We start from the raw sequence: 26,659 nt of genomic DNA on the forward strand, positions 1-26,659 counted from the left end.
AAAATGCCATATGGCTGACTTGATGGCGGTCACATTCCTTCCCCTCCTCGCTTCCTATCATGCCCCCATCATGGCGCGACCAAAGACGCCCATGAAGGACAACGGATAACAAGAGAACACACTATGCAGCCAACCAGCCCACTCAAAACGGTAGTAGTCAGTACCCTGGCGACCGCCCTGCTGATCTTCGTGGCCCAATCCCTCATCGGGAAGCAGGAGATCAGACTCGGCATCGCCATCATCCCCATCCTGCCCATGCTCTTTGCCGTCATCATCGGCATGATCGTCTCCGCCAAGCCCGTCAAGGATCGCATTCCCGGCTGGAAGAGGCTCTTCACCGAGCGAGAAGAGGGCTTCTGCGGCAAGATGGTGGGTTTCAGCCTGCTGATCCTCGGGACCCAGTATGCGGGGATGATCATCCCCAACCTCAAGATGATCCTGAGCGTCGGCGTACCGCTCTTCCTGCAGGAGATAGGCAACCTCCTGCCCATCCTCATCGCCATTCCGCTGGCGGTGAAGTTCGGCTTTGGCCGCCGCGCCATCGGGGCCTGCTCCTCCATCAGCCGTGAACCCTCGGTCGCGGTGATCCAGGGCAAGTTCGGCACCGGCTCCCAGGAGTACATCGGCGTGCTCGCCATCTACCTGTGCGGCTCCGTCATCGGCACCCTCTGGTTCAGCGTGCTTGGCAGCATCGCCCCCCTCACCGGGCTGCATCCCCTGGCCCTGGCCGCCGGTTCCGGCGTGGGATCCGGCTCCATGCTGAGCGCCGCCTCCGGTGCCCTCATCAACGGTCTCGATGAGGCGATGGCCCAGCAGGTGCTCAGCATCGCCGCCGCCTCAAACCTGCTCTCGTCGGCCCTGGGAGCGCTCTCCCTCACCTATCTGGGTCTGCCGCTCGCAGAAAAAATCTATGCCCTGACCGCCAAAGGAGAGAAAGCATGAAAAGCATCGTGATGGATATGCGCTTCGTCTTCCTGGCGATCCTGCTGGCCATGTTCACCCAGACCCTGACCTCGGGCCTGCCGCTGTGGCAGATGGGGGACAGCTTCATCGCCATGTCCCTGGTGGTGTTCGTCTCCCTGGTGACCAAGCGCTACCTGCCCTCCTCCCTGCCGGCCTTTGCCTATGCCACCATCATCGGCATTCTCATCTGCCTGCCCGAGACCCCGGTGCGCGGCCTCTTCATCGATGCCGTGGCCAAGATCTCCTTCCTCTCCTGCTGCGTGCCGCTCCTGGCCTTCGCCGGCCTCTCGGTGGGCGGTCAGCTGGAGGAGCTCAAGAAGATGTCGTGGAAGGTGATCCTCATCTTCATGATCGTCTCCACCTGCTGCTTCTTTGGCGCCTCCCTGGTTGCCCAGCTCGGTTTCTCCATTCAAGGGATCATCTGATGAACCACTACCATATCGAACCTGACCTGTTGGCCCTGCGCGACTTCAGCTACGAAGTGCGCCACCACCTGCACCGCATCCCGGAATACTCCGGGGCCGAGTTCAAGACCTCTGCCTACTGCCGTGGGTTGATGGAAGAGTTCGGCTACAGGATCACCCTGTATCCCGGCTTCACCGGTTTTCACGGGGATCTGGCGGTCGACCCTGCCCTGCCCACCATTGCCTTTCGTGCCGACATGGATGGCCTGGAGATGCACGACATGAGCGAGGTGGCGTTCAAATCCACCCATGAGGGGATGGCCCACAACTGCGGCCACGACTCCCACATGGCGATCGCTCTGACCGCCGCCAGGTTTCTGGCCGCCAACCGCGAGCGCCTGCGGTACAACGTCCGCTTCATCTTCCAGATGGCGGAAGAAGACATGCGCGTCCCCGGGGCCGAAAAGATGGTGGAGCTTGGCTGCATGAAGGGGGTGGACGAGGTCTATGCCCTGCACAACGACGGCGCCATGGAGACGGGCACCATCAAGTTCAACAAAGGGGTCATGTCCTCCTGGGGGTCTGCCTGGACGCTCGATGTGCACGGCATCTCCGCCCACGGCTCCACCCCCCACAAGGGGCTGGATGCCATCCGGGAGGCGGTGCGGATCATCGAGGACATGGACTACATCGTCGCCAAGCGCACTAGCCCGTTCAGTCCGGCGGTGTTTGGCTGCGGCATGATCAACGGCGGCACCATCCCCAACGCGGTGGCCGATCACGTGCAGGCCCGCGGCACCATCCGCGCCATGGACGCCGAGACGGATCAGATCCTGAAAAAAAGCTTCAGGGACATCATCGCCCAGAGCGAGCTGCGCGGCTTCAAGACCACCATGGTCTATGCCGGCTACCCGGCGGTGGAAAACCATGGCGAGGCCTGCGCGCGACTGCAACAGGCCGCCGCCGAGGTGCTGCCGGCCGAGGGCATCAATGCCCAGGGCCAGCCCATGACCGGCAGCGAGGACTTCAGCTACATGATCAACGCCACCCCGGAGCGCAAGGGGGCCATGTTCTTCCTCGGCAGCGGCTGCCAGGCCAAGGGGATCTGCAACTACCTGCACGCGAACCCCTATTACCTGGACGACGACTGCCTGCTGGTAGGGGCCCAGATCTTCGTCAATCTGGCGACCCGAGCCGCCTGAGGGGTCAGTACAAGGGGATAGCAATGCAAAGAGAGGCCGACGGCCTCTCTTTTTTATGTCTCGGCGTCAGAGCCAGGGCAGAGTCGCAGACGGAGCGGGCGTTCCCTGGTTGAGCAGCGCCAGCTGCACCGTCTCCCGGCTCACATGGGGGGCATAGAGGTGGATGAAGTCGTACATGTAGTCCCGCAGGTGGGCGTGCCTGCGCAGGCACACATGGGCCACGCTCGAGGCGATCAGATGATCGATGTTGAGGCAGACCAGGCTCTCCCTGTCCCCTTCGTCGAACGCCGAGGTGGCGATCACCCCGACTCCCATCCCCAGGCGCACATAGTGCTTGATGATGTCGCTGTCGGTGGCTGTCAGCACGATGCGGGGGCTGAGACCATGGCGACCGAACGCCTTGTCCATCTTGGAGCGGCCGGTGAAACCGAACACATAGGTGATGAGGGGGTACCGGGCCAGATCCGCCATGGCCAGCGGCTGGCAGTCCAGCAGCGGATGGCCGTGGGGCACCACCACGCTGCGCCCCCAGCGATAGCAGGGCACGGTCGCCAGCTCGTCGAACAGGTGCATGGACTCGGTGGCGATGGCCATCTCCACATCCCCGTTTTGCGCCATCTGCGCCAGTTGGGCAGGGGCTCCCTGATGCAGCTGGATGCTCACCTCGGGGTAGCGGCGGGAGAATTCGGTAATGACCGCCGGCAGCTTGTAGCGGGCCATGGTGTGGGTGGTGGCGATGCGCAGCACCCCGCTGGTGGCCAGCTGATCCCCGAGGGAAAGCTGACCAATCTGCTCCACCTGGGCCACCACTCCCCTGGCCAGCTCCATCACCTGCTCCCCCATGGGGGTCAGGCCCGCCAGGTTCTTGCCCTTGCGGGTAAACAGCGCCAGCCCCAGCTCCTCTTCCAGCATCTTCATCTGCTTGCTGAGGGTCGGCTGGGAGGTATAGAGCTTCTCCGCCGTCGCCGAGATGTTGAAGTTGTTCTTCACTATCTCGGTGAAGTTCTTGAGCCGGGCGATGTTCATCAGGGCGCCAGGCGCTCGATGTGCCAGCCGTCCCCCTCGCGGGTGTAATAGAAGCGATCGTGCAGACGATGCTCGCCCCCCTGCCAGAACTCCACCGTCTCGATCCGCACCCGGAAACCACCCCAGAAGCTCGGCAGCGGCACCTCGCCATTGGCAAACTTCTGCTTGAGTTCGAGGAACTTGGCCTCCAGCACGCCACGGGCCGAGATGCGGGTCGACTGTTTGGAGACCCAGGCGGCGATCTGGCTGTCCTTGGGGCGGCTGTGGAAATACTTCATCACCTCGAAGGTGCTCATCTTCTCCACCCGGCCGGTCACGTGCACCTGTCTGTCCAGGGTATGCCAGGGGAAGAGCAGGCTGATGCGGGGGTTGCCCTCCAGCTGATGCGCCTTGCGGCTGCCCATGTTGGTGTAGAACACCATGCCGTCGGCATCGTAGTGCTTGAGCAGCACGGTGCGCTGCCAGGGCTGGCCATCGGCATCCACGGTGCCCACCACCATGGCGGTGGGATCGGTCAGTTTGGCCTCGCACGCCTGGGCCAGCCACTTCTCGAACAGGGTGAGGGGCTCGGCCGGCAGATCGGCCCGGTGCAGTCCACCCCTGGTGTATTCGCGACGCAGATCAGCCACATCCATCATCTTGATTTTCCTTCTCTCTTTCTCTGCCGCCCGTGCGGCGATGGGTGCAGGCATTGTGCGACGAGCGCGCCATGGGTACAAGCCTCGGAGCGGCCAAATGGCGGAGCAAAAAGAGAGGGAGGCTCATGCCTCCCCCTTTATGCCGATGACCGTCAGCCTACTGCTTGCCGTCAACCGGCGGGCAATGGGCCAGCATGCGCCGGTTGTAGTCCGCCGCATAGGCGCTCAGCCTGGCGTGGGCCTCCTTCTGATCCGGCTTGATGACATCCCCGAATCCGTCGAGATAGCGCACGCCGCAGCGCGCCTTGGCCGCCGCCTGCTGATCCGCCGCGATCCCGGGCGCCACCTCGCCGCGCCCGGCCCGCACGATCAGCCGGTAATCCTGCCTGGCGAGGCTGGCGCTGACCGCCTGATCCAGGGTGTCTGCATCGGCCTGACAACCGCCGAGCAGGGTGAGCAGCAGCACCCCGGCCAGTCTCATGCCCGCCTCCGCTGCCAGCCCAGCAACGCCAGGGCCAGGGTCCAGAAGCCGAGGGCACCACCGCCACCGCTTCCCCCCTCTTCACCGCGCTGGGTGACCGAGAGCTTGAGGGGACTGATGGCGAAGAAGATGTTGTCGCTGCACGCCACCTTCAAGCGGGCAGTGCCATCCTGGCCCGCCGGGATGGTGACGCTCGCCGAGCCCGAGTTGGGTTTGCCGCTGGCAAGGGGAGTCCAGTTTGCCCCCTCGTCCCGGGTCATGAAGAGATCCACCTTGCTGCAGTTGATGGGGGCGGCATTGGTGCCGGCCACTTCCCAACTGATGGTCTGCGTCTTGCCCGCCCCCAGGGGGGTCACCACCGGGCTGGTCAGGGCAAAGGCCTTGCCGGTGTTGACCACCTGGATCTTCATGTCATCCGCCCTTGCCGTCCCGCGCCGTGAGGCGGAAGTTCAGGTCCCGGTTGGTGGCAGGCCAGGCCTCCCCTATCGCCAGGGTGTTGGTGAGCAGGGAGGTGAGACTCGGCAGGGTGCGCTCCGGCACGCTGGTGGGCGCCACGAAACGGAACAGCGGGCGGCTGCCGTCGTCCACCATGGTGGCCGGGCTGCTCGACTCCGTCCCCAGATCGATCTGCTCCCAGGTGTAATTCAGCGGATCGCTGTCAAGATCGGCCCCCGCCCCCTTGAGCACGAAGGGGGTGTTGGCAGGGATGACGTAGTCATTGCCTGCCGCCACCTGGGGCGCATTGTTGACCAGCGCCAACGGGGTGCCGCAATTTGGCTCCGTGGCCATGTGGGCCCGCATCTGCTCGATGGACTTGCTGTGGAAATAGGGCTCGCTGTGGGGCTGCAGATCTTCGTCTCCGCAGATCCCTGCATAGGCCATGATGGAGCTGCCGCTGCCCGGCTCCCAGGCCTGGCTTGCCTCCCGGTTGCCGCCGCCACAACTGCCTGTGGTGCCGTTGAAGGTGTGGTCTGCCCCGAACTGGTGACCAATCTCGTGGGCTACGTAGTCGATGAAGAAGGCATCCCCCACCGGCTCGGAGGAGCCCGTCATCCCCGCCGATTTGTCAGGGGTGCAGAGTACGCCCAGTCCCGCCAGGCCGCCGCCACCGGTGTTGACCACATGGCCGATGTCGAAGGCCCCCAGCCCCTTGGTCAGGGCATCGGCCTGCACCTGCATGTTGGCATCGATATCGCCGTCATCATTGTTGAAGGGATCGTTCGCCACGTCGGTGAAGATGATGGTGTCGTTGCCGCTGGCGAGCTGGAATTCGGCCGCCACGTCACGCTGGTAGACCTCGTTGACCCGGTTGAGCAGGGTGGTGATGGCGCCAAGACCCGCCTCCACGGTGCCGCCGTGATACTGGGTGTACTCCCCCGCCGCCGAGATGGCGATGACATAGCGCTTGCGCTCGTTGCCATCCACCAGCACCTGGCGGGCCAGCTTTTTGGCCTCGCCCCCGATCACCTTGTCCGCCTCTTCTTCCAGCCGGCTGTGGGCATCCTGCTGGTAATAGACGGCATAGCCTTCCCCATTGCGAAGGGGATCGACGAACACCATCTTCCCTTCATGGCTGAACATGGCGTGGAATCCCTGGGGACCGAGATCGAAGCGCCCGGTCTCGCCCGGCGCCGCTTCGTTGTACCCCTTGAAGGCCAGGATATCGGGATATTTGGCGGCCAGATCCGCCGGCAGCAGATCATAAGGTTGCAGACTGAAGGTCACCTCCTTGCCATCCGGCAGAGGCAGGGTCAGGCGGCGCTCGCCCCCCTTCAGGGCAGCCAGGTAATCGGTGGAGACGGTGACGAGGCGATACTGGCTGGCCCTCACCTCGTACCCATCGGCGGCGGTGGCCCGCGCCGTGACCGTATGCCACTCGCCGGCCATCAGGTTGCCGGACGTCATCAGACCCGCCACCAGCACCGCCAGCGGAGAATATTTCATCAACTGCATCTTTTTAATTCCTTTTTAAACGGATTCACCTGAACTGCCACGGCATCATTTGCCCGCTGGTCCGATTAGTCCAGCAACATCCTCTGTACATTCCCCGAATGGGGAAGGTTGCACCAATGCAGACTAGCCCCTATCATGGCGCGGATTTGTCCGTTCCAGAACCCCTCTTCGACGGGGCCGGTTCACTCTTTCTTTGGCCAAGGTTAATCTCATGCTCAAGTCCCCACTGTTGCCCCGTTTCGGGGATCTGGTCGTTGCCATCGTTGACGATGTGCTGGGTCAGGGTCTTACCCTCGACCGCGCCTATGCACGTCACTTCTCCGGCATCGAACTCAAACCGCAAGAACAGGCAAGGATTGCCCTGGTCACCGGCGATCTGCTGCGCCGCCTCAGCCTCTACTGCTTCCTCACCGGCATCCAGGTCCGTCAGGCGGAGAAGAATGTCTGGCCGCTGCTGCACAGCTGGCACGCCTTCCACAAGATAGATCAGCCCAACCACCCGACCCTGGATCGCTTCAACGAGGAGGCGTTCCGCCGCCGCCTGACCGAGGCCAAGAAGAACCCGGTGCTGATGGACGGCTGCCCTGCCTGGCTGGAAAAGCTCGGCAGCGAGCAACTGGGCGACGCCTGGCCGGCCGAGCGTGCCGCCCTGGCCTGGATGCCCAAGCGTTACCTGCGGGTCAACACCCTCAAGTGCACCCGGGACGAGCTGCAAGCCATGCTGGCCAAAGAGCATGTCACCACAGTGCTCGTCGACGGAGTGGAGACTGCCTTGCAAGTGACCTCGGACGCCGCCCTGTTCCGTACCCAGGCCTTTGCCGATGGCTGCTTCGAGCAGCAGGATGCCGGCTCCCAGCTGGTGGCCGCGGCCCTCGACGTCAAGCCCGGCATGCGGGTCATCGACGCCTGTGCCGGTGCCGGCGGCAAGACCCTGCACCTGGCCGCCATGATGCAGGGCAAGGGCCGTCTGCTGGCCATGGACGTGGAAGAGTGGAAACTGGAGAACCTCAAGCAGCGTGCCCGCCGCGCCGGTGCCCACAACGTGGAGACCCGGGTCATCACCAGCAGCAAGACCGTCAAGCGCCTGAAAGAAAGCGCCGATCGCGTGCTGCTGGACGTCCCCTGCTCCGGCCTTGGCGTGCTCAAGCGCAACCCGGATGCCAAGTGGCGCGACACCGCCGAGCGCCTGCCGGTGCTGGTCGCCCTGCAAGAGGAGATCCTGCAGCGCTACAGCCAGATGGTGAAGGTGGGCGGCCTGCTGGTCTACGCCACCTGCTCCATCCTGCCCGAGGAGAACCGCCAGCAGGTGGACAAGTTCCTCGCCGCCAACGAGCACTTCCGCCTGATCGGCGATCACAACGTCAGCCCGGCCGAGACCGGCTTCGACGGCTTCTACATGGCGCGCCTCGAGCGCATCGCCTGATGTCTGTCGTGGGCACAAAGAAAAGGGGAGCCAGTGGCTCCCCTTTTTGCATGGTATGGATGCGGCCTTATTCGGCGGCAGCGTCATCCTGTTTGTGCTTGGCGGCAGTTTCCTTGATCAGGGTCTGCAGCTCGCCGGCCTGGAACATCTCGATCATGATGTCGCAACCACCGACCAGCTCGCCCTCGACCCACAGTTGCGGGAAGGTGGGCCAGTTGGCGAATTTCGGCAGCTCGGCGCGGATGTCCGGGTTCTGCAGGATGTCGACATAGGCGAAAGGCTCGCCGCAGGACATCAGGGCCTGGGAGGCCTGGGCAGAGAAACCGCAGCTGGGCAGCTTGGGGGATCCCTTCATGTAGAGGATGATGGGATTCTCAGCCAACTGCTGTTTGATCTTTTCAATAGTTTCCATAAATGCCTCACTGGAGCGATTTCGGCGGCCATTCTACTGCAATCCGGGCAGACCACAAACTGGCAAACCGTTGCTAATGAAAGAAGTCATGCATCAATACGCCGCAGCTTGATCCGGATCATGGCAAGAATCAAGGGTTGTTCGCCCATCTTTGATACTGCTACAATCGACGGGCTTTGGGCCGTCTGGCCCCCTCATTTCAAGAACAATTCTTTTCAAGATAGAAAAGAGTACGCAATGTCTTGCAACCGTCGCCTTCGCACGGACCAGCCAATGGAGAGTAGAAAATGGCTTTCGAACTTCCCGCTCTGCCCTATGCAATCAATGCTCTGGAACCGCACATCTCCCAGGAAACTCTGGAATACCACCATGGCAAGCACCACAACACCTACGTGGTCAACCTGAACAACCTGGTGCCGGGTACCGAGTTTGAAGGCAAGTCTCTGGAAGAGATCATCAAGACCTCCACTGGTGGCGTCTTCAACAACGCTGCCCAGATCTGGAACCACACCTTCTACTGGCACTGCCTCTCCCCGAACGGCGGTGGCGAGCCCACTGGCGCCCTGGCCGATGCCATCACCAAGGCCTTCGGCTCCTTCGCCGAGTTCAAGGATGCGTTCACCAAGTCTGCCATCGGCAACTTCGGCTCCAGCTGGACCTGGCTGGTGAAAAAGGCTGACGGCTCCCTGGCCATCGTCAACACCTCCAACGCCGGTTGCCCGCTGACCGAAGCCGGTACCACCCCGCTGCTGACCGTCGACCTGTGGGAACACGCCTACTACATCGATTTCCGCAACCTGCGTCCGAAGTACATGGAAACCTTCTGGGCCCTGGTCAACTGGGAATTCGTGGCCAAGAACCTGGCTGCCTGATAAGCCTTTCTTGCCAAAACGCCCCGCACTTGCGGGGCGTTTTTTTATGGTCGAACACCTGCCATCGACAACAAAGGCGCCCGCAGGCGCCTTGTGGAAGATGACCGTGCTTACTGGTCTATCTCGTCCATGTAATCGTCGAGGTTGCCATCATCCGCCGCCTCTGGCTTCTGCTCCTGGAGCTCGGGTTTGCGGCCCGTCACCTTGCCATCGTTGTACTGCAAGTAGAAGTCCTTGGTCAGGGCGTAAGGATCCAGCGCGTTGTCGATGATGCGCTCCTGATCGATCAGCTTGGAGCGTGTACCGAGGCCATCCAGCGCCCAGTGCACCACCTTCAGCGGGAAGGTCAGCAGGGCATAGGGGAAGTAGATGGTATCGATGGTATCCCCCACCAGTTGCCGGGTGGTAGTGGGACCGTAGACCGGCACCATCAGATAGGCGCCATCCCCGATGTCGGCCTTGCCGAGCACGGTATCCATCTCCAGCGTGTTGCGAGCCAGGCCCGCATGCTTGGCCACGTCGAACAGACCGAGCAGGCCCACAGTGGTGTTGAGGGTGAAGCGACCCAGGTTGGTACCGGCCCCTTTCAGATCACCCACCAGCAGGTGGTTTACCATGCTGCTCGGCTCGTCGAAGTTGTCCACGAAATTCTCGATGCTGTCCCTCACCCCTTGCGGAACATAGCGGGCATAGCCGTGTACCACGGGGCGCGCCACATAGGGCTCCAGCACGTCATAGTTGACGGCCCACATGGCACGGTTGGGCCCCTGGAAGGGGTCGCGAGGATCGCTGGCCGTGCTGGATGCCCCGGGGCGGCTCGGGGTCTCGCCGAGATCCAGGCTCTCCGGGCCCGGCTTGGGAGGGCCGCCCGCACAGCCCGCGAGCAGCAATGCCACCGCCAATGCTCCTGAACGCAGATACATATGAAAGTCCTAAGATTTTTTTGGGTATTGATATGAATTATACAGGGGGCCCACCCCAAGGGGTGGGCCAAAAGCGTATTAGAGGGCGTGATCGATGCGGATGTCAATCGGCGCTGTGGGGATGGTGCTGGTCGGCACGGTGACCGAAACCCCTTCAAAGGCGCCTTCCTTGTTCATGACGTTGCCACCTCGGGAGAGGCGCGCCTTGAACTGCAGCTCGGCATGGGCCGCCAGCTTGCTCCCCTCCATCATGGCATCCCCGTCCCCCAGGGAGAGGGTGAGCGGGAGATGCGGGCCAGCAATGCGCTTGACCGCGATGGGCATGGGCGGACCGTTGGGGATCACCGCAAAGACGAACAGATGGGCATCTTCCGGCATCTTTATTCCCGGCGCCAGGGTGATGTGCAGGGGGAACTCCCCCTCTTTCACCGCCAGCACCTCGGCTTGTGCCTGGCCTTCGGCAGACGGGGTGGTCACGGCGATGCCACGCTGGCCAAGCTGCTGCCTGGCGTACTCCATGGAGCGCTCCACCATGGTGTAGCGGGCCGAGCCCGGCTCCAGCAGCGGCAACATCCCCTGCCAGCGGTCGAGGGCGGTCTGGAAATCCTCTTTTTGCAGGGCCATGAAGGCGTGGACGGAGCGGGCCTCGATGTTGGCCGGGTCCTCGGCAATGACCGCCTGCAACAGCTGATCCGCACGGGCTTCCTCCCCCGTCATCATCAGGGCCTGGGCATAGGGCACCGCCACCATGGCCTTCTGGGGCGCGAGGGCGTAGGCACGCTCCAGCGCCTCGCGGGCCATCTCGGGATCATTGCCATCCAGGGTCAGGCGCCCCAGCAGCAGCCAGCCACGGTAGTCGTTCGGTTCTTCTTTCAGCCGGGTTCGCAGGGCCAGGGTGAAGTCCAGCAGATCCTGCTCGGTCACCCGGGCATCACGCTCCACCAGGATGCGATTGCTGAGCTCCCCCAACCGGCTGCTGGCATCCTGCCAGCGGCTCACCTCCTGCCAGGCGCCGAGCTTGGCGTAGAGGCCGATGCTCACCACCGCCAGCACCAGCACACCGGGGATCCAGATCAGGCTCTTGCCGCCACGGGCGGTCTGCTCCACGTCGGGAATGTCGTCCAGGAGGCTGCGCTGCAGCTCCACCAGGGATTCCGGCTCCTCCGCCAGTATCCCCTGCTCCCGCTCTTCCCCTATCTCCAGCAGGCGCTGGCGATAGAGCTGCTTGTTGAGGGCCGAGCGACTGATGCTCTGCCTGCCCTCGCCGCGCCACAGCGGCACGATCAGCGCCAGGCTCGCCAGCACCAGCAGGGCCGCACCCAGTATCCAGAATGGGGTCATGATTTCTCTTCCTCTTTGAGCAGGGCGGACAGCCTGGCCTGCTCTTCTGCACTCAGGGTGCCTTCAGGCTGTTGCAAGGGAGCAGGGGCATGGCGGCGGCTTCGCACCACCACGGTGACGACGCCAATCACGATGACCAACAAGGGGCCAAGCCAGAGGATCAGGGTCGAGGCCATCAGGGGGGGATCATAGAGAATGAAGTTGCCGTAGCGGGCCACCATGTAGTCCACCACTTCCTGCTTCTCCTTGCCCTCGCGCACCATCTGGTAGGTCTTGTCCCGCAGATCCTTGGCGAGCCCGGCGTTGGAGTCCGCGATATCCTGGTTCTGGCACTTGGGGCAGCGCAGCTCCTTAGTCAGCTCGCGAAAGGTCTGCTCCTGGGCGTCGCTCTCGAAGGTGTAGACATCGATGGCGGCGCGGGCCTGTCCGGCGCAGACGAGACCAGCCAGCAGCAACAAGGATGCAATCAGTGTTTTCATCGGGGAGGCCTCACTTCATGGCATCAAAGATGGGTTTGAGGGTACTGGCCCAGACGTCTGGGTTGATGTCCCCCACGTGGCGATAGCGGATGATGCCCTGGCTGTCGATGAAGAAGGTCTCGGGCGCGCCATAGACACCGAGATCCAGCCCCAGCATGCCGTCCGGATCGTAGAGGTTGACCTGGTAGGGATTGCCAAGCTCCGCCAGCCACTTGATGGCCTTGTCACGCTCGTCCTTGTAGTTCATGCCGACGATGTAGATCCCCTGCCCCGCCAGCTCCTTGAGGTAGGTGTGTTCTCCGTAACAGGTCGGGCACCAGGTGGCCCAGACGTTGAGCAGCATGGGGCGCCCCTTGAGGATGCTCCTGTCGTGCTGCTTGCCCAGGTCATAGATGTCCTGCAGGGTGAACACGGGCACCTCCTTGTCCACCATCACGGATTCGAGCTTGGTGGGATCGGAGTAGAGCCCCTTGAACAGAAACACGGCCCCCATCAGGAAGATGATGAAGGGCAGCAGATAGAGCCAGGTCTTCTTGCTCATGCCTTGGCCTCCTCGTCACGACGTCCGAAGCGGTAGCGCTTGTCCAACATGGCCAGCACGCCGCCGAGGGCCATGAAGACGCCGCCAAACCAGATCCAGCGCACGAAGGGCTTGTAGTAGATCCGTACCGCCCAGGCGCCGTTGTCGAGTTGCTCGCCGAGCGCCGCATAGAGATCCCGGGTAACCCCCGCATCGATGGCCGCCTCGGTCATCGGCATGCGGCTCACGGTGTACATCCGCTTCTCGGGCTTGAGCAGGGCTACCTGCTTGCCATCCCGGTGCACTTCCAGCACGCCCTTGAAACCGTCGTAGTTGGGGCCGTTCTTCTCCTTGATGCCGGTGAAGACGAACTCGTAATCGGCGAACTGGACGCGATCGCCGGCCTGCATCCGCAGGTCCTTCTCGATGCTGTAGTTCTGGGTGCAGGCGATGCCGATGATGCTGACCGCGAGCCCCACGTGCCCCAGGATCATGGCCCAGTGGCTGTTGCCAAGCTTGCGCACGCCGGTGGCAAAACCGTGTTTGTGGGTGGCCCGCGCCCAGGTCTCCTGCACGCTGGTGACGATGATCCAGACGCCAAGCCCGATACCGAGCGCAGCCCAGGGTTTGAACGCCTCGGCAAAGAGTTTGGGCAACAGCAGAGCCGCGGCCAGGCTCAGCACCAGGGCGAGCATCACCTTGCCCTTGAGCTCACCGAGATCCTGGCGGCGCCAGCGGAACAGGGGGCCCACCCCCAGCAGCAGGGCGAAGGGGATGATGAGCCAGCTGTAGATGTGGTTGAAGAAGGGGGTGCCGATGGAGATGCTGCCAAGCCCCAGCTCCTTGTGCACCAGGGGCAACAGGGTGCCGAGCAGCACGGTGAGCAGGCCCGCCACCAGCAGGATGTTGTTGCCAAGGAGCAGGGTCTCGCGGCTCCACAGCTCATGCTTGCCGTGGCTCTTCACCTGGGAGCCCTTGAAGGCGAACAGCAGCAGGGAGCTGCCTATCACCGCCAGCAGGAAGCCCAGGATGAACAGACCCCGGGTCGGGTCCGAGGCAAACGCATGGACCGACACCAGCACGCCGGAACGCACCAGGAAGGTGCCTAGCAGGCTCAGGGAGAAGGCCGAGAGCGCCAGCAGCACGGTCCAGGCCTTGAAGGTGGCGCGCTTCTCGCTCACCGCGAGGGAGTGGAGCAGGGCCGTGCCCGCCAGCCAGGGCATGAAGGAGGCGTTTTCCACCGGGTCCCAGAACCACCAGCCGCCCCAGCCGAGTTCGTAATAGGCCCACCAGGAACCGAGCACGATGCCCAGCGTCAGGAAGACCCAGGCCGCCATGGTCCAGGGACGGGACCAGCGCGCCCAGGTGGCGTCCAGACGCCCCGTCATCAGGGAGGCGATGGCGAAGGCGAAGGCCACCGAGAAGCCCACGTAGCCCATGTAGAGCATGGGGGGGTGGAAGATGAGACCGGGATCCTGCAGCAGCGGATTGAGATCCCGCCCGTCCACCGGGAAATACGGCAGGGTGCGGGTGAAAGGATCCGAGGTGAACAGCACGAAGGCGGTGAAGCCCACCGAGATAAGGCCGAGCACCCCGAGTACCCGCGCCACTGCATCGAGCGGCAGGCGGCGGCTGAAGAGGGCTACCGCCGCCGTCCAGCCCCCCAGGGTCAGCACCCAGAGCAGCAGCGAGCCTTCATGGGCTCCCCACACCGCCGAGATGCGGTATTGCAGGGGCAGCAGGCTGTTGGAGTTGGTGGCCACGTACTGCACGGTGAAGTCGTTGTCGATAAAGGCCCAGGTGAGGCAGAGAAACGACAGCAGCAGCAGCAGGAACTGGCTGTAGGCGAGCGGGCGGGCCGCCGACATCATGCCAAGACGACCGAGATGGGCCCCGATCAGCGGGTAACTGCCCAGCAGCAGGGCGGTGGCGAAGGCCAGGATCAGTGAGAACTGCCCTAATTCCGGGATCATTGACTATTTCCTCTCGATTGCACGGAAAAACCTGCCGATTTGGCGGTATAAAGAAGTGAATTCTTGGCGCATACCGGCATCATTGCTTGGCTCCCTGCAACTGCGCCTCTGTGTATTCGGGCTTGAAGTGCATGCCGTTGGTGGCGTCGGCCACTTCCGGCGGCATGTAGTTCTCGTCGTGCTTGGCCAGCACCTCGAAGGCGGCGACCGTGGTGGCATCCTTGAGGGTGCCCTGAGCGACAATGCCCTGCCCTTCCCGGAAGAGATCCGGCAGGATACCGTCAAACTCCACCGTCACCAGATGGCCGCCGTTGTCCACCAGCTTGAAGGCTACCTTGAGGCTCTGGGGATCCCGCACCACAGACCCCGGCACCACCAGGCCACCGATGCGCAGGCGCTGCCCCTCCTCGGGCTTGACCTTCTCCGGCCCCTTCCCTTCCACCAGCTCGCTCGGGGTGTAGAAGAGGTCGATGTTCTGGCTCAGGGCATAGAGCACCAGGCCAGTCACGCTGGCAAGGCCCAGGCTGATGGCCAGGATGATGGTGAGGCGTTTCTTGCGGCGCGGGTTCATAGGGTGTTCTCCATCTGCTGGGCCGCCTTGCGGCGAGCCTCCCGAGCCTGCTTGTTGCGCAGTTCGCCAAGCAGGCTGCGGGTCTTCAACCGGGTGGAAATGACGATGCCGACCAGGCAGAGCAGGGTCAGACCGAAGGAGAGCCAGACGTAGAAGGCATAGCCTCCCATGGCCATGAAATCACTGAACGAGGCAAAGTGCATGCTTACTTCTCCTGCCTGGCGATGTCGGCGACCCAGGGGCGGTGCCACTCCCGCATCAGCAGCTCATTGCGAAAACGCATCAGGGTCAGGGCACCGAGAAACGCGGCGAACGCCAGGATCATGATGAGCAGCGGCCACAGCATCTCGGGGGAGATGGAGGGTTTGTCAAACTTGGTGATGGTGGCCCCCTGGTGCAGGGTGTTCCACCACTCCACCGAGTAGTGGATGATGGGCAGGTTGATCACCCCGACCAGCGCCAGGATGCCGGCGGCGCGGCCCGCCACCACCTTGTCGCTGAAGGCGTTGTAGAGGGCGATGACACCCAGATAGAGGAACAGCAGGATGAGCTCGGAAGTGAGCCGGGCATCCCACACCCACCAGGTGCCCCACATGGGTTTGCCCCAGGCGGCGCCGGTAAAGAGGGCGATGAAGGTGAAGACGGCCCCCACCGGGGCGATGGCTGCCACCGTCATGTCTGCCATGCGCAGTTGCCACACCAGGCCAATGAAGGCGGCCACCGCCATGGTGGAGTAGGCGCCCATGGAGAGGATGGCGGAGGGCACATGGATATAGATGATCCTGAAAGAGTCACCCTGCTGGTAATCGGCGGGAGCGAAAGCCAGCCCCCAGACGGTGCCGATGATGAAGGCGAGCAGGCTTGTCACGGCAAACCAGGGCAGCAGGGTGCCGGCCAGCCCATAGGCGCGCTCGGGTTTGGCATAAGGGTGCAACCATTTCCACATAGCTCACGAAACCTTTCAGTTATTAATTTTTAAGTGGCGAGGGCTACCATACCCATGGGGGAAAAACATCATATCCCCCGAAAGCAATAAGCAGCCATCCCCTTGATCTATCTCAACTATCTCGCCCCCAATAAGGCTTCAAACGAAAATCTTTTCGCCAAATCAATCAGTTGACACTCACCCGCAGCGCCGCCGAGATGGCCAGGGGCGTCAGGGTCAATGCCCCCACCAGCATGGCCCCCAGGATGGCGAGCTGACCGGCATAGGGCAGTCCCATGCTGGCCGCGTCGATGGCGGACGTGGCGAAGATAAGCACCGGAATATAGAGCGGCAGCAGCAGCAGGCTGAGCAGCACGCCCCCCTTGCGCAGCCCTGCGGTCAGCGCTACTCCGACCGCCCCGAGCAGGCTCAGCACCGGTGTACCGAGCGCCAGGGTGGCCACCACGGCCAGATAGGTCTTCAGCTCCAGGGAGAGCAGGATGGCGAGCAAGGGGGAGACCAGCAACAGCGGCAGACCGGTCAGCAACCAGTGAGCGATCACTTTGGCCAGGGCCAGCAACCCCAAGGGATGGGGCATCAGCATCATCTGCTCCAGGGCGCCGTCACTGAAGTCGTCACGAAACAGCCGCTCCAGGGAGAGCATGGCTGCCAGCAGGGCCGCCACCCAGATAATGCCGGGAGCGATGCGGGCCAGCAACTGGGGCTCGGGCCCGATCCCTAACGGAAACAGGGTGATGACGATGAGGAAGAACCAGAGCGGGTTGAAGATGTCGGCGCGCTGGCGCAGGGCCATCAGCAACTCGCGGTGAATAAGGTGTATGACGGCGCGCAGCATGGGCTACTCCTGCAACAGCGAGGTCAGAGAGAGGGTCTTGAGCCGTCCCTGCATCAGGGTCAGATCCTGGTGGGTCGTAAGGACCACCATGCCCCCCCTGTCCGCGTGGGCGAGGAACAACTGCTCCAGCACCCTGACCCCCTGCTTGTCGATGGCGGTGAAGGGCTCGTCCAGGATCCAGAGCGCCGGTCGCTCGCTCAGCCACAGCCTGGCCAGCGCCACCCGTCGCTGCTGCCCGGCGGAGAGCTGCCCCGCGGGATAGTCTTCGAAACCGGCGAGGCCGACCTGGGCCAGCACCCGCCAGAGATCCACGCCGTCCCCGGCAGGACCATGGAGCTTCTGGTAGAAGGAGAGATTCTCAAGGGGGGTCAGGGTCGCCTTGACGCCGGGCTGATGGCCCAGGTAAAGCAGGCTGGCGTGGTATTCATCCCGGCAATGGCGGATATTCTCCCCATTCCAGCACACCTCGCCAGCAAAGGGCTGGGAGAGGCCGGTGAGCAGGCGCAACAGGCTGGTCTTGCCCACCCCGTTGGGACCCTCAATCTGCATCAAATCCCCGGCACGCACCGCGAAGGAGAGATGTTCAAACAGGGTGCGATCTTCACGCACGCAGCTCAGATTGTTCGCTTGAAGCAGCATGGGGATGTAATCGTTGAAAATGAGGCGGCCTGCATCTTAACACAGGATCCGGAGGCGTCTTTTCAAAGATGCCAATAATCAACAGGATTTGTGGGGAAGATCGCGCCCCCACCAAAGAGATTGATGCCAAAGTATTATCCACCGTCCCGGCATCGAGAAAGAGGCGGCCACGGGTCGAACAGAAAGCGGGGAGGCACCGGCCTCCCCGCGACACATCCGTCAGCTGCGTCCCTTTCGCAGGGAAATAAGCAGCTCCGCTTCCGCCTGGGGCAACTCGCACTCGCTCATCACCTCGTCCAGATCGGCACCAAGCTCCACCATCTTGGCGGCGCGGCTGTAGAGGCGGCGCTCCGGATCCTGCAACGTCAGCTCCTGCTGGCTGTCGTGGATCTTCTGCATGGCCCCTTCTGCGGCTTGCAGACGCTGACCCATGCCGATGGCGCCCGTGTGCAACTCCATCATCTGCTTGCGCAGACTCTCGAGCTGCCCCTGCAGCGCTTCCACCCTGGCCTCGGACTCTCGCTGGCGACGACGGTGCCCCAGGATCCCGTAAAGGGCCAGCACCAGTGCGAGCAAGGACAACCCCAAGGCTGCAAATTCAATCATCAAACCATCACCTTACCGTCACAGGGAGGCGGACAGGTGCCATCGCCCCCGTCCGCACGTTCCCGTCCCTGTTACAGGGAACCAATGTCTTCCCACTCTTCGTCGGAGAGCAGCTTGTTGAGATCCACCAGGATCAGCAGTTGGCCGTCACGGTTGCTGACGCCCTGGATGAACTTGGCGCTCTCCTCGGTGCCCACCGCCGGGGCGGCATCGATCTCGGAGGAACGCAGATAGACCACCTCGGCCACGCTGTCCACCATGATGCCGATCACCTGCTTCTCCGCCTCGATGATGACGATGCGGGAGTTCTCGCTCACGTCCCCGGCCGGCAGGCCAAAACGGGAGCGGGTATCGATGACGGTCACCACGTTGCCACGCAGGTTGATGATGCCCAGCACGTAGTCAGGTGCACCCGGGACCGGAGCGATCTCGGTGTAGCGCAACACTTCCTGAACCTGCATCACGTTGATGCCATAGGTCTCGTTTTCCAACTGGAAGGTCACCCACTGCAGCACTTCGTCTTCGGCCAGATTCTGTGCAATATTGCGCTTCTCTGTCATCTTCTTGATCCTTGTATGAACCCGTCAACGGGTAAAATTAGCAATAAAACCATGGCGATGCCGATGTTGTCAGCGGCCTTCGATGTTCACGCCCCGGCCAAGCAGCAGCAAGAGCTCCCTGACGTGCAGCAGGGCACACATCTTCTCCTTGACCATGCCGGCCAGCCAGGGGCGCTTGCCCTCCTGATGGCGCCACTTCACCTGGTCCCGGTGCAGCAGTTCTGTGCCCTTCAACTGGTGACAGGCCAATCCCCAGGGTGATTCTCCCAGCATAATCAGATATTTGTAATCGTCCATCTCCAGATGCTGGCCCGGCATGACCCACTGGGCCGTGTCCACCACGTTCATCTTCTGCTCGCGGGAGGTCATGATCCCCTTGTACCAGCCCGGTTGGCCGAAGAGAGAGGTCACCTCCCCCAGTTGATGGATGCCCCCCAACTCGGTCAGAGGCACCGCAAACGTCACCCCGGCCACGTCGAAGAAGAGCGCCTGAAACTCGTTGCCGGTATCCAGGTTCTCCCAGGTCGATGGTGCGGGCGCCGCTTCGAGGGCGGGCGCGGGTTCCGCCACCGCGAGGGCGACGGGCTCGACCTCCTCCACCACGGCTTCCACCACCGGCTCTGCCAGGGCGACCAGAGGCTCACTGCCAACCACCTCCGCCTCGAGCTGGAATGGCTCGACATGCACCTCTTCGTGGCTCAGGGCATCCATCTCGAACTGGACCTGTCCCACCTGGGCAAGCAGCTCGCTCAGCTGGGCCAGTCGGGTATCGGCTTCAAGATAGGGGGTGGCAGCCACCTCCGGCACGGCGACGGTCTGACGTTGCAACGCTGGGGCCGGTGCTTCGTCTTCGGGATCTTCCCGCAGCAGGGCATCGTCCAGCAGCAGGGAGTGGAAATAGTCGTCCATGGCCCGAACCTGGGTGGTCTCTCTCACGGCATCACCTCCTGGGTCCGTTGACGCTCCAGCGCGTCGAGATGGTTGAGCAGGGTCTCATAGGCATAGGTGCCCCGGCTGCCCGGTGCATAGATGGAGGGAGGAATGTGCACCAGACTGGCATCCCTGAATTTGGTGTCGATGGGAATGACCGCATTCCACACCGCCTCCCCATACTGCTCCTTGATGGACTGCAATGTCATCAGGGAGGCGCGGGTACGCTTGTCAAACATGGTCGGAATGATGGTGTAGCGGAACTTCTCCCGCTTGGAGCGCTGCATGATCTCGAAGGTCTTCATCATCCGCTCCAGCCCCTTGAGGGCCAGGAATTCGGTCTGTACCGGCACCAGGATGCGATCGCAGGCCGCCAGCGCGTTCACCATCATGACCCCCAGCACCGGCGGGCAGTCGATGAGCACGTAGTCGAACTGATCCTGCACCCGCAGCAGAGCGCGCTTGAGCACCAACCCCATCCCTTCCCGGTTGCCCATCACCCGATCCAGCGTGGCCAGGGTAATCGAGGCGGGCAGCAGGCTGATGTTCTCGAATCGGGTCTTGAGGGTCATCCGGTTGACCAGCTCTGCGCTGGGTTTGGCCGCCTGGAACAACTCGTACAGGGTGCCTTCCAGCCTGTCCGAGTCGAAATCGAGATAGGAGGTCAGGGAGGCGTGGGGGTCGGTGTCGATCAGCAGTACCCGCTGGCCACGCTGGGCCAGAATGCCCGCCAGGGAGACGACCGTGGTGGTTTTACCGACTCCACCTTTCTGATTGGCAACCGTCCAAACAATCACTGTATCAATCCTGCCTTGTTGTTATGCGTATGCCCCCACCGGGCAGCGCGATCACCCTGATCTTTTCACTGTCGACACTCTGCGGTGCGTCCTGCACCGGTGCCCCCGTCAGCGGTTTGACGGGGGCTGGCGGCACCCAGGCGAACCTGGATATGGCGACCACCACCTTGCGATTCTGTAATCGTCCCTGCTCGGTGCCATTGTCGACGAAGGGGGAAAACTCTCCGTACGCCTCGTAGGCGAGCCGACCGGGAGCCACCCCCTTGCCCACCAGGGCATTGAGCACTGCCTCGGCGCGGGCCGCTGACAATGTCCAGTTGGAGCGGAAAATTTCGTTGTTTATCGGTTGGTTATCCGTGTAGCCCCGCACCCTGACATAGTTATCGACCGGTTTGAGAATACCTGAAAGCGTATCGAGCACAGGGGCGGCATTGCTCCCCAGAAAAGCGCTGCCACTGTTGAACAGGAGACCTGAACTCAGCTCCACCGTCAGCCAGTTGTCATCCTGCGCAAGCTTCACCACCCCCGCATCGACCAGGGCGCCCATGGACTCCTGGATCTGCATGTCGATCTGCGCAAGAGCCGTGCCATCTTGCGAGACGGGCGTACCCGTGATGGGGGCACGCGAGGGGGACGCAGAGGCCTGGCTCTCCAGCAGGCTGGGGGCGGCCGAGACCGAGTTGTCCAGCAAGGAATTACCCCGCCCTTCCAGCAGGCCATCGCTGCGCGGCGCCTGGTTGAAGGCCTGGGTCATACCCTCGATGACGGCGCGGTACTCCTCCTTGTTGACGATGGCAACGGAGTAGAGCACCACGAAAAGGGCGAAGATGAGCGTCATGTAATCGGCATAGGAGACCAGCCAGCGATCGAGATGCTCTCGCCCTTGCAGGTGCAAACGATAGCGCTTGCGCATGGCTACTCCCCTTTCAGATAAGCCCGTAACCGCCTTTCAACCTGCGGGCCGTTCTCCCCGTGGGCGATGGCCAGAAGCCCCTCCAGGGTCATCTCCTGATAGAGGCCGTAATGGTAGTGGAAGGCGCGCAACCGATTCGCAATCGGCAGATAGAGCAAGTTGGCAAAGCCCACCCCGTAGATGGTGGCGACGAAGGCCACGGCAATGCCCGCCCCCAGGGTGCCTGGCTCCTCCAGATGAAACATGGCCTGGATGAGGCCAATCACGGCCCCGATGATGCCGATGGTGGGGCTGTACCCCCCCATGGACTCGAACACCCTGGCCGAGTGCTCGTTGCGCTCCTGCTCGATGTCGATATCCGCCTCCAGCAGGCTGCGGATATCCTCGATGGAGACGCCATCCACAATCATGGAAAGCCCCTGGCGGGTGAAGGGATCGGGCTCGGCCTCGGCCTGGTTTTCCAGCGCCAGCAAGCCTTGCTGGCGGGCGAACTGGGCCCACGCCTTCAGGCGCTCGGCTTGCTCCGCAAGATCCAGCTGCGGCGGAAACAGCATCCAGGTCGCCTGCCTCAGGGCACTGAGCAGGTACCTGCGGGGAGTCTGCAAGATCACCGCCCCCCAGGTTCCCCCGACGACGATGACAAAGGCCGGGCCATCCAGCAGGGTCAGCAGGCTCCCGCCATGCCACCACTGGGCGATGGCGACGGCCCCCAGCGCCAGCACCAGGCCGAGCATGCCCATGGTCAGCGACCCAACTCGACCAGAATGCGCTGGGCCACCCGATCCAGCGGCAGGGATTCGCTTGCTATGCCCGCCTTGGCAACGGCCTGGGGCATGCCATAGACCACGCAGGAGGCTTCATCCTGCGCCCAGATGGTCGCCCCCTGCTCCTTGAGCAGACGGGCACCGTCGCGGCCATCCGCGCCCATGCCGGTCAGGACGATGGCCAGCACCTTGTCGCCATAGGTCTTGGCGGCGGAGGCGAAGGTGATGTCCACGCAGGGTTTGTAGTTGACCTTGTCATTGCCATCGATGATGCGAAGACGGGCACCGGGTCCGCGCCCTTCCAGCAGCATCTGCTTGCCACCGGGGGCAAGATAGGCCTGACCCGGCTTGAGCACGTCGCCATCCTGCGCCTCCTTGACCCCTATCTGGCACAGCCCGTTGAGGCGGGCGGCAAAGGCAGCGGTGAAGGTGGCCGGCATGTGCTGGATCAGCAGAATGGGATGAGGGAAATCTCCCGGCAGCTTGGTCAGCACGTTCTGCAGTGCCACCGGCCCGCCGGTGGAGGTACCGATGGCAACCAGCTGGTAACTCTTGCCACTGCGCTTGAACGCGGCGGGAGCCGCCGCTGCCCGCACAGGCTCGGGCTGGCGTTCGGCCAAGGGGCGATTCAGGCCCCCCGTGACGGCGGGCCGGACGGCAGGCTCGGGGGCACGGGGCCGGGTCGCCATCAGGAAGCGTTTGCGAGCGATCTCCTTGACCCGCTGCTGCAGCAGGTTGACGGCTTCGTCCTTGTCCCGGGCGATGTCTTCAAACTTCTTGGGCAGAAAATCGAGGGCGCCCGCATCCAGCGCATCCAGGGTTGCCTTGGCTCCCTCGTGGGTCAGGGAGGAGAACATCAGGATGGGGGTCGGACACTTGGCCATGATCTCGCGCACGGCGCTGATGCCGTCGAGCACCGGCATTTCAATGTCCATGGTAATGACGTCGGGCCGCAACTGCTGCGCCTTGTCTACCGCCTCCCGCCCGTTCTGGGCCGTGTCGATCACAGTCATCAGGGGATCCTGATTGATGATTTCGCTGACCCGACGGCGGAAGAAACTCGAATCGTCGACCACTAATACCTTGACTGCCATTGTTATTCTTTTAACTCCTTGAGCCTGGCGCTCAGTGGCGACGGGCATAGGCCTTGAGCAGGCTGGGCACATCCAGAATGAGGGCGATGCCGCCGTCGCTGGTAATGGTGGCGCCGGCCATGCCGGGGGTACCTTGCAGCAGGTTGTCCAGGGGCTTTATCACCACCTCTTCCTGACCGATGAGGTTGTCTACCACGAAGCCCACCTGCTGGGTGCCGATCTGGACGATGACCACGTGGCCCTGGTCCTGGCGGGCCGTCTTGCCGGCACCGCGTACCAGCCACTTGTGCAGGTAGAACAGCGGAATCGCCTTGTCACGGACGATGATGGTGAGCTGGCCATCCACCACGTTGGCCTTTTTCAGATCCAGGTGGAAAATTTCATTCACGCAACCGAGGGGCAGGGCGAAGGTCTGCTGACCCACCTCCACCATCAAGGTCGGCAGAATGGCCAGGGTCAGGGGAACCTTGATCTCGAGACGGGTGCCCTTGCCCCAGGTGGAATCGATGTGCACCGAGCCATTGAGGCTGACAATGCTGGTCTTCACCACGTCCATGCCCACTCCACGGCCTGAGATGTCGGAGATCTCCGACTTGGTGGAGAAGCCGGGCGCGAAGATCAGGTTGTAGGCATCGTTGTCGCTCATGCGCGCCGCGCTGTCAGCATCGAGCACACCACGGCTGATGGCGATGGACTTGAGCTTCTCCGGGTCCATCCCTGCGCCGTCATCCTCGATGCAGAGCAGAATGTGGTCCCCTTGCTGGGAGGCGCTCAGGGTGATGGTGCCCTGACGGGGTTTGCCCGCCTTCTCGCGCACGTCCGGCATCTCGACGCCATGGTCGCAGGAGTTGCGCACCAGGTGAACCAGGGGGTCGGCCAGGGCCTCCACCAGGTTCTTGTCCAGATCCGTGTCCTCACCCACCATCACCAGCTCGATCTCCTTCTTGAGGGTACGAGCCAGATCGCGCACCACGCGCGGGAAGCGGCCGAATACTTTCTTGATAGGCTGCATGCGGGTCTTCATGACCGCGCCCTGCAGATCGGCGGTCACGACGTCGAGGTTCGCGACAGCCTTGGACATCTCTTCGTCATTGCTGGCGATGCCGAGGCTCACCAGGCGGTTTCTCACCAGCACCAGTTCGCCCACCATGTTCATGATGACGTCCAGGGTCTTGGTATCCACCCGCACCGTGGTATCGCTCTGTACTGCGTTGCTCTCGGCGGGAGCGGCCTGCTTGGCAGGGGCGGCCTTGGCTGGCGCTGGGGGCTCTGCCGGCGCGGGTTTGGCGGCCACCGGCGCCTTGGGCGGCGTCACCGGGGCTGCGGGTGCCGGGGCCTTGGGTTCGGGAGCGGGCGCAGGAGCAGGTGCCAGACTGTGCTGGGGCGCCTGGCCACGGCCGTGCAGTTCATCCAGCAGGCGCTCGAACTCGTCGTCGTCGATGAGCTCGTCCACCTCTTTCTGGACCGACTGCAAAGGTGCCAGATCGGGGGCACCACCGTGCTGGCCCTGACCATGGAGCTGGTCGAGCAGGGCTTCGAATTCGTCGTCTGTGATGTCACCTGAACCGCTCAGCACGGGGGCGGCAGAGACCGTCGGCGCTTTGCCGACACCGTGCAGCTCATCGAGCAGGCGTTCAAATTCGTCGGCGGAGATCTCGTCGATGGAGCCACCGCCATTGACGGCGACAGGCGCCACCTCGGCGATGACCTCGGGTTCTGGTGCGGGTTCGGGCTCAGGCTCCGGCTCTGGCTGGGCCGCCACGCTGGCGGTACGCAGCTGCTCCTGCCCTTCCGGCTTGCACAGCTCGTGCAGATCGTGCAGCAGATCGGGAGAGGCGGGGCTTATCTCTTCGCGGTTCTGGACCTGGGCAAACATGACGTTGATGGCATCCAGCGCCTGCAAGATGACATCCATCAGCTCGGCACTGAGGGTCCGCTTGCCGTTGCGCAGCATGTCGAACAGGTTCTCGGCACCGTGACAGACATCCACCAGTTCGGTGAGAGAGAGGAAACCCGCTCCCCCCTTGACGGTGTGGAAGCCGCGGAAGATGGCGTTCAACAGGTTCTTGTCATCGGGCCGCTTTTCCAAGTCGACCAGTTGTTCAGACAACTGTTCCAATATTTCTGATGCTTCGACCAAAAAGTCTTGCAGTATGTCTTCATCAACTTCGAAGGCCATGCGTCACTCCATTAGAATCCCAGGCTAGACAGCAGATCGTCCACATCATCTTGACCATTGACCACATCTGAGCGGGTCTGCGGGTTCATGATGGGCCCTTCCGCCTCGATGCCGCTCGCTGGCAGGCTACGTGCCGAATTGTCGCTAACGCCCTCACCGAACATGGTCAGCATCTCTATCAACTTCGTTTCAACTTCCTGCACCAGTTTGATCACCTTGCGGATCATCTGACCGGTCAGGTCCTGGAAATCCTGAGCCATCAGAATTTCCGTCAGCAGTTGTCGTAACTTATCGGCATCCGTCTCAGAAGCCTTAATAAAATCATTCAGTTGATGGCACAGTGCCTTGAATTGACCCAGCTCGAGATCCCGGCTCATCAGGGCATTCCAGTTGGGCATGACCAGCTGAATGTTGTCGTTGAGTCGATCGGCGATGGGAAGGCTTGCCTCGACCGCATCCATGGTGCGATTGGCCGCCTTGTCCGTCATGTCGATGACATAGCTCAGACGCTCCCGGGCATCCGGGATCTCATGGGTGGCCAGGTCGGGGATCCTGGGATCCAGGCGAAAGTCCTGCAATGAATTGTGCAATTGGCGGGTCAGCTGCCCCACCTTGTCAAACAGGGCCGCCGCGTTGGGGGCGCACACATCGGCGAGGATGGTATCGGCCTGTTCAAACTCTTCCCGCTCCAGGTGGGCAACCAGCATCCTTGCCTGGTCAAGCGAGATCATGGCACTCGTTTTGGCCTTCATCCCTGCCGCTCCTTAGCCGATACGTTCAAAGATTTTGTCGAGCTTCTCTTTGAGGGTGGCAGCGGTGAACGGCTTGACGATATAGCCATTGACCCCGGCCTGGGCGGCTTCGATGATCTGCTCGCGTTTGGCTTCGGCAGTCACCATCAGAACCGGCAGGTGCTTGAGCTTGTCGTCGAGGCGAATCGCCTTGAGCAGGTCGATGCCCTGCATACCGGGCATGTTCCAGTCGGTGACCACGAACTGGAAGTCGCCATTTTTCAGCATCGGCAACGCCGTGTTGCCATCGTCTGCTTCATGGGTATTGTTGTATCCCAGGTCACGCAGCAAGTTCTTGATAATCCGGCGCATCGTTGAAAAGTCATCGACGATGAGGATTTTCATGTTCTTGTCCAAAGTTCCTCCTAAATAGCCGCCAAGACGGCTCACTTACATGATGCAGATCGCAGGTTTTATGGTGCGG

29 protein-coding genes and 1 pseudogene are annotated in these 26,659 nt (G+C 62.5%); 5 read left to right on the top strand and 25 right to left on the bottom strand.

Annotated features, from left to right (window positions below; translation table 11 throughout):
* Positions 1-123: 123 nt before the first annotated feature.
* The 3 genes from H7R73_RS16365 to H7R73_RS16375 are packed head-to-tail and all read left to right on the top strand — an operon-like array spanning position 124 to position 2,569.
* Positions 124-942 (top strand): DUF3100 domain-containing protein, encoded by an 819-nt coding sequence (locus tag H7R73_RS16365; RefSeq protein WP_010673963.1) that lies wholly within the window; start codon positions 124-126, stop codon positions 940-942.
* Complete coding sequence (locus H7R73_RS16370) at positions 939-1,388, top strand: hypothetical protein (RefSeq protein WP_103259769.1); 450 nt, start codon at positions 939-941, stop codon at positions 1,386-1,388. Before H7R73_RS16365 ends, H7R73_RS16370 begins: the two co-directional genes overlap by 4 nt.
* Positions 1,388-2,569, top strand: coding sequence for a M20 metallopeptidase family protein (locus tag H7R73_RS16375; protein ID WP_103259768.1), 1,182 nt, complete (start codon positions 1,388-1,390; stop codon positions 2,567-2,569). Before H7R73_RS16370 ends, H7R73_RS16375 begins: the two co-directional genes overlap by 1 nt.
* Before the next feature lie 66 nt (positions 2,570-2,635).
* Here H7R73_RS16375 and H7R73_RS16380 read toward each other — a convergent pair whose 3' ends face one another.
* The 4 genes and pseudogenes from H7R73_RS16380 to H7R73_RS16395 form a co-directional block, all read right to left on the bottom strand.
* On the bottom strand, positions 2,636-3,595 hold the full coding sequence (locus H7R73_RS16380; protein WP_010673960.1) for a LysR substrate-binding domain-containing protein: 960 nt from the start codon (positions 3,593-3,595) through the stop codon (positions 2,636-2,638).
* Positions 3,595-4,233: a pyridoxamine 5'-phosphate oxidase gene (gene pdxH / locus H7R73_RS16385; protein ID WP_103259767.1), complete on the bottom strand. Its 639-nt coding sequence runs from the start codon at positions 4,231-4,233 to the stop codon at positions 3,595-3,597. The genes H7R73_RS16380 and pdxH overlap by 1 nt, the downstream gene beginning before the upstream one ends.
* A 157-nt stretch (positions 4,234-4,390) precedes the next feature.
* Complete coding sequence (locus H7R73_RS16390) at positions 4,391-4,714, bottom strand: hypothetical protein (RefSeq protein WP_039039894.1); 324 nt, start codon at positions 4,712-4,714, stop codon at positions 4,391-4,393.
* Positions 4,711-6,667, bottom strand: a pseudogene (locus H7R73_RS16395) (reprolysin-like metallopeptidase). The gene H7R73_RS16390 and the pseudogene H7R73_RS16395 overlap by 4 nt, the downstream one beginning before the upstream one ends.
* A gap of 211 nt (positions 6,668-6,878) precedes the next feature.
* Here H7R73_RS16395 and H7R73_RS16400 point away from each other — a divergent pair.
* Positions 6,879-8,090 (top strand): RsmB/NOP family class I SAM-dependent RNA methyltransferase, encoded by a 1,212-nt coding sequence (locus H7R73_RS16400; protein ID WP_069652836.1) that lies wholly within the window; start codon positions 6,879-6,881, stop codon positions 8,088-8,090.
* 67 nt (positions 8,091-8,157) lie between these two features.
* Here H7R73_RS16400 and H7R73_RS16405 read toward each other — a convergent pair whose 3' ends face one another.
* Positions 8,158-8,502, bottom strand: coding sequence for a Grx4 family monothiol glutaredoxin (locus H7R73_RS16405; protein ID WP_010673955.1), 345 nt, complete (start codon positions 8,500-8,502; stop codon positions 8,158-8,160).
* Between the two features lie 287 nt (positions 8,503-8,789).
* Between H7R73_RS16405 and sodB the strand changes: the two genes are divergently transcribed.
* Positions 8,790-9,374 carry a superoxide dismutase [Fe] gene (sodB, locus tag H7R73_RS16410; protein WP_010673954.1) on the top strand — a complete coding sequence of 195 codons (585 nt, stop codon included), beginning with the start codon at positions 8,790-8,792 and terminating at the stop codon, positions 9,372-9,374.
* Between the two features lie 110 nt (positions 9,375-9,484).
* On the opposite strand, the gene H7R73_RS16415 is transcribed toward sodB, so the two are convergent.
* The 20 genes from H7R73_RS16415 to cheY all read right to left on the bottom strand — a co-directional run bounded on the left by H7R73_RS16415 (position 9,485) and on the right by cheY (position 26,580).
* Positions 9,485-10,297 carry an MlaA family lipoprotein gene (locus H7R73_RS16415; RefSeq protein ID WP_029314176.1) on the bottom strand — a complete coding sequence of 271 codons (813 nt, stop codon included), beginning with the start codon at positions 10,295-10,297 and terminating at the stop codon, positions 9,485-9,487.
* Between the two features lie 78 nt (positions 10,298-10,375).
* Entirely contained in the window at positions 10,376-11,638 is a 1,263-nt protein-coding gene (gene ccmI, locus H7R73_RS16420; RefSeq protein ID WP_052815848.1) for a c-type cytochrome biogenesis protein CcmI, read from the bottom strand.
* Positions 11,635-12,117, bottom strand: coding sequence for a cytochrome c-type biogenesis protein (locus H7R73_RS16425; RefSeq protein WP_103259765.1), 483 nt, complete (start codon positions 12,115-12,117; stop codon positions 11,635-11,637). The genes ccmI and H7R73_RS16425 overlap by 4 nt, the downstream gene beginning before the upstream one ends.
* Positions 12,118-12,127: 10 nt before the next feature.
* Positions 12,128-12,658 (bottom strand): DsbE family thiol:disulfide interchange protein, encoded by a 531-nt coding sequence (locus H7R73_RS16430; RefSeq protein WP_041215578.1) that lies wholly within the window; start codon positions 12,656-12,658, stop codon positions 12,128-12,130.
* Complete coding sequence (locus H7R73_RS16435) at positions 12,655-14,610, bottom strand: heme lyase CcmF/NrfE family subunit (protein WP_041212639.1); 1,956 nt, start codon at positions 14,608-14,610, stop codon at positions 12,655-12,657. The genes H7R73_RS16430 and H7R73_RS16435 overlap by 4 nt, the downstream gene beginning before the upstream one ends.
* A 79-nt stretch (positions 14,611-14,689) precedes the next feature.
* Positions 14,690-15,181: a cytochrome c maturation protein CcmE gene (gene ccmE, locus H7R73_RS16440; RefSeq protein ID WP_103243523.1), complete on the bottom strand. Its 492-nt coding sequence runs from the start codon at positions 15,179-15,181 to the stop codon at positions 14,690-14,692.
* The gene (gene ccmD, locus H7R73_RS16445) at positions 15,178-15,384 is read right to left on the bottom strand and encodes a heme exporter protein CcmD (protein WP_039039901.1); all 207 of its coding nucleotides are present in this window, start codon (positions 15,382-15,384) and stop codon (positions 15,178-15,180) included. Before ccmD ends, ccmE begins: the two co-directional genes overlap by 4 nt.
* 2 nt (positions 15,385-15,386) lie before the next feature.
* Positions 15,387-16,127: a heme ABC transporter permease gene (locus H7R73_RS16450; protein WP_010673946.1), complete on the bottom strand. Its 741-nt coding sequence runs from the start codon at positions 16,125-16,127 to the stop codon at positions 15,387-15,389.
* A 166-nt stretch (positions 16,128-16,293) separates the two neighbouring features.
* Positions 16,294-16,962 (bottom strand): heme exporter protein CcmB, encoded by a 669-nt coding sequence (gene ccmB / locus H7R73_RS16455; protein WP_010673945.1) that lies wholly within the window; start codon positions 16,960-16,962, stop codon positions 16,294-16,296.
* A gap of 3 nt (positions 16,963-16,965) precedes the next feature.
* Positions 16,966-17,601, bottom strand: a complete 636-nt coding sequence (ccmA, locus tag H7R73_RS16460; protein WP_039039903.1) for a cytochrome c biogenesis heme-transporting ATPase CcmA — start codon at positions 17,599-17,601, stop codon at positions 16,966-16,968.
* A gap of 219 nt (positions 17,602-17,820) precedes the next feature.
* Complete coding sequence (locus H7R73_RS16465) at positions 17,821-18,207, bottom strand: DUF2802 domain-containing protein (RefSeq protein WP_010673943.1); 387 nt, start codon at positions 18,205-18,207, stop codon at positions 17,821-17,823.
* Between the two features lie 71 nt (positions 18,208-18,278).
* Positions 18,279-18,767, bottom strand: coding sequence for a chemotaxis protein CheW (locus tag H7R73_RS16470; protein ID WP_010673942.1), 489 nt, complete (start codon positions 18,765-18,767; stop codon positions 18,279-18,281).
* A gap of 69 nt (positions 18,768-18,836) precedes the next feature.
* On the bottom strand, positions 18,837-19,703 hold the full coding sequence (locus H7R73_RS16475; protein WP_103259764.1) for a chemotaxis protein CheW: 867 nt from the start codon (positions 19,701-19,703) through the stop codon (positions 18,837-18,839).
* Positions 19,700-20,494 (bottom strand): ParA family protein, encoded by a 795-nt coding sequence (locus tag H7R73_RS16480; RefSeq protein WP_010673940.1) that lies wholly within the window; start codon positions 20,492-20,494, stop codon positions 19,700-19,702. The genes H7R73_RS16475 and H7R73_RS16480 overlap by 4 nt, the downstream gene beginning before the upstream one ends.
* Before the next feature lie 4 nt (positions 20,495-20,498).
* Positions 20,499-21,407 (bottom strand): OmpA family protein, encoded by a 909-nt coding sequence (locus tag H7R73_RS16485; RefSeq protein ID WP_103259763.1) that lies wholly within the window; start codon positions 21,405-21,407, stop codon positions 20,499-20,501.
* Between the two features lie 2 nt (positions 21,408-21,409).
* On the bottom strand, positions 21,410-22,147 hold the full coding sequence (locus H7R73_RS16490) for a flagellar motor protein (RefSeq protein WP_042016381.1): 738 nt from the start codon (positions 22,145-22,147) through the stop codon (positions 21,410-21,412).
* A gap of 2 nt (positions 22,148-22,149) precedes the next feature.
* A complete protein-coding gene (locus tag H7R73_RS16495) occupies positions 22,150-23,265 on the bottom strand; it encodes a protein-glutamate methylesterase/protein-glutamine glutaminase (RefSeq protein WP_103259762.1) in 1,116 nt (371 codons plus the stop codon).
* A 31-nt stretch (positions 23,266-23,296) separates the two neighbouring features.
* The gene (locus H7R73_RS16500) at positions 23,297-25,444 is read right to left on the bottom strand and encodes a chemotaxis protein CheA (RefSeq protein WP_103259761.1); all 2,148 of its coding nucleotides are present in this window, start codon (positions 25,442-25,444) and stop codon (positions 23,297-23,299) included.
* 11 nt (positions 25,445-25,455) lie between these two features.
* Complete coding sequence (locus H7R73_RS16505; RefSeq protein WP_010673935.1) at positions 25,456-26,196, bottom strand: protein phosphatase CheZ; 741 nt, start codon at positions 26,194-26,196, stop codon at positions 25,456-25,458.
* A 12-nt stretch (positions 26,197-26,208) separates the two neighbouring features.
* Positions 26,209-26,580, bottom strand: coding sequence for a chemotaxis response regulator CheY (cheY, locus tag H7R73_RS16510; protein ID WP_425278782.1), 372 nt, complete (start codon positions 26,578-26,580; stop codon positions 26,209-26,211).
* Positions 26,581-26,659 lie beyond the last annotated feature (79 nt).

Source organism: Aeromonas sp. WP2-W18-CRE-05, from assembly GCF_014168615.1.
Classification (GTDB): domain Bacteria; phylum Pseudomonadota; class Gammaproteobacteria; order Enterobacterales; family Aeromonadaceae; genus Aeromonas; species Aeromonas caviae.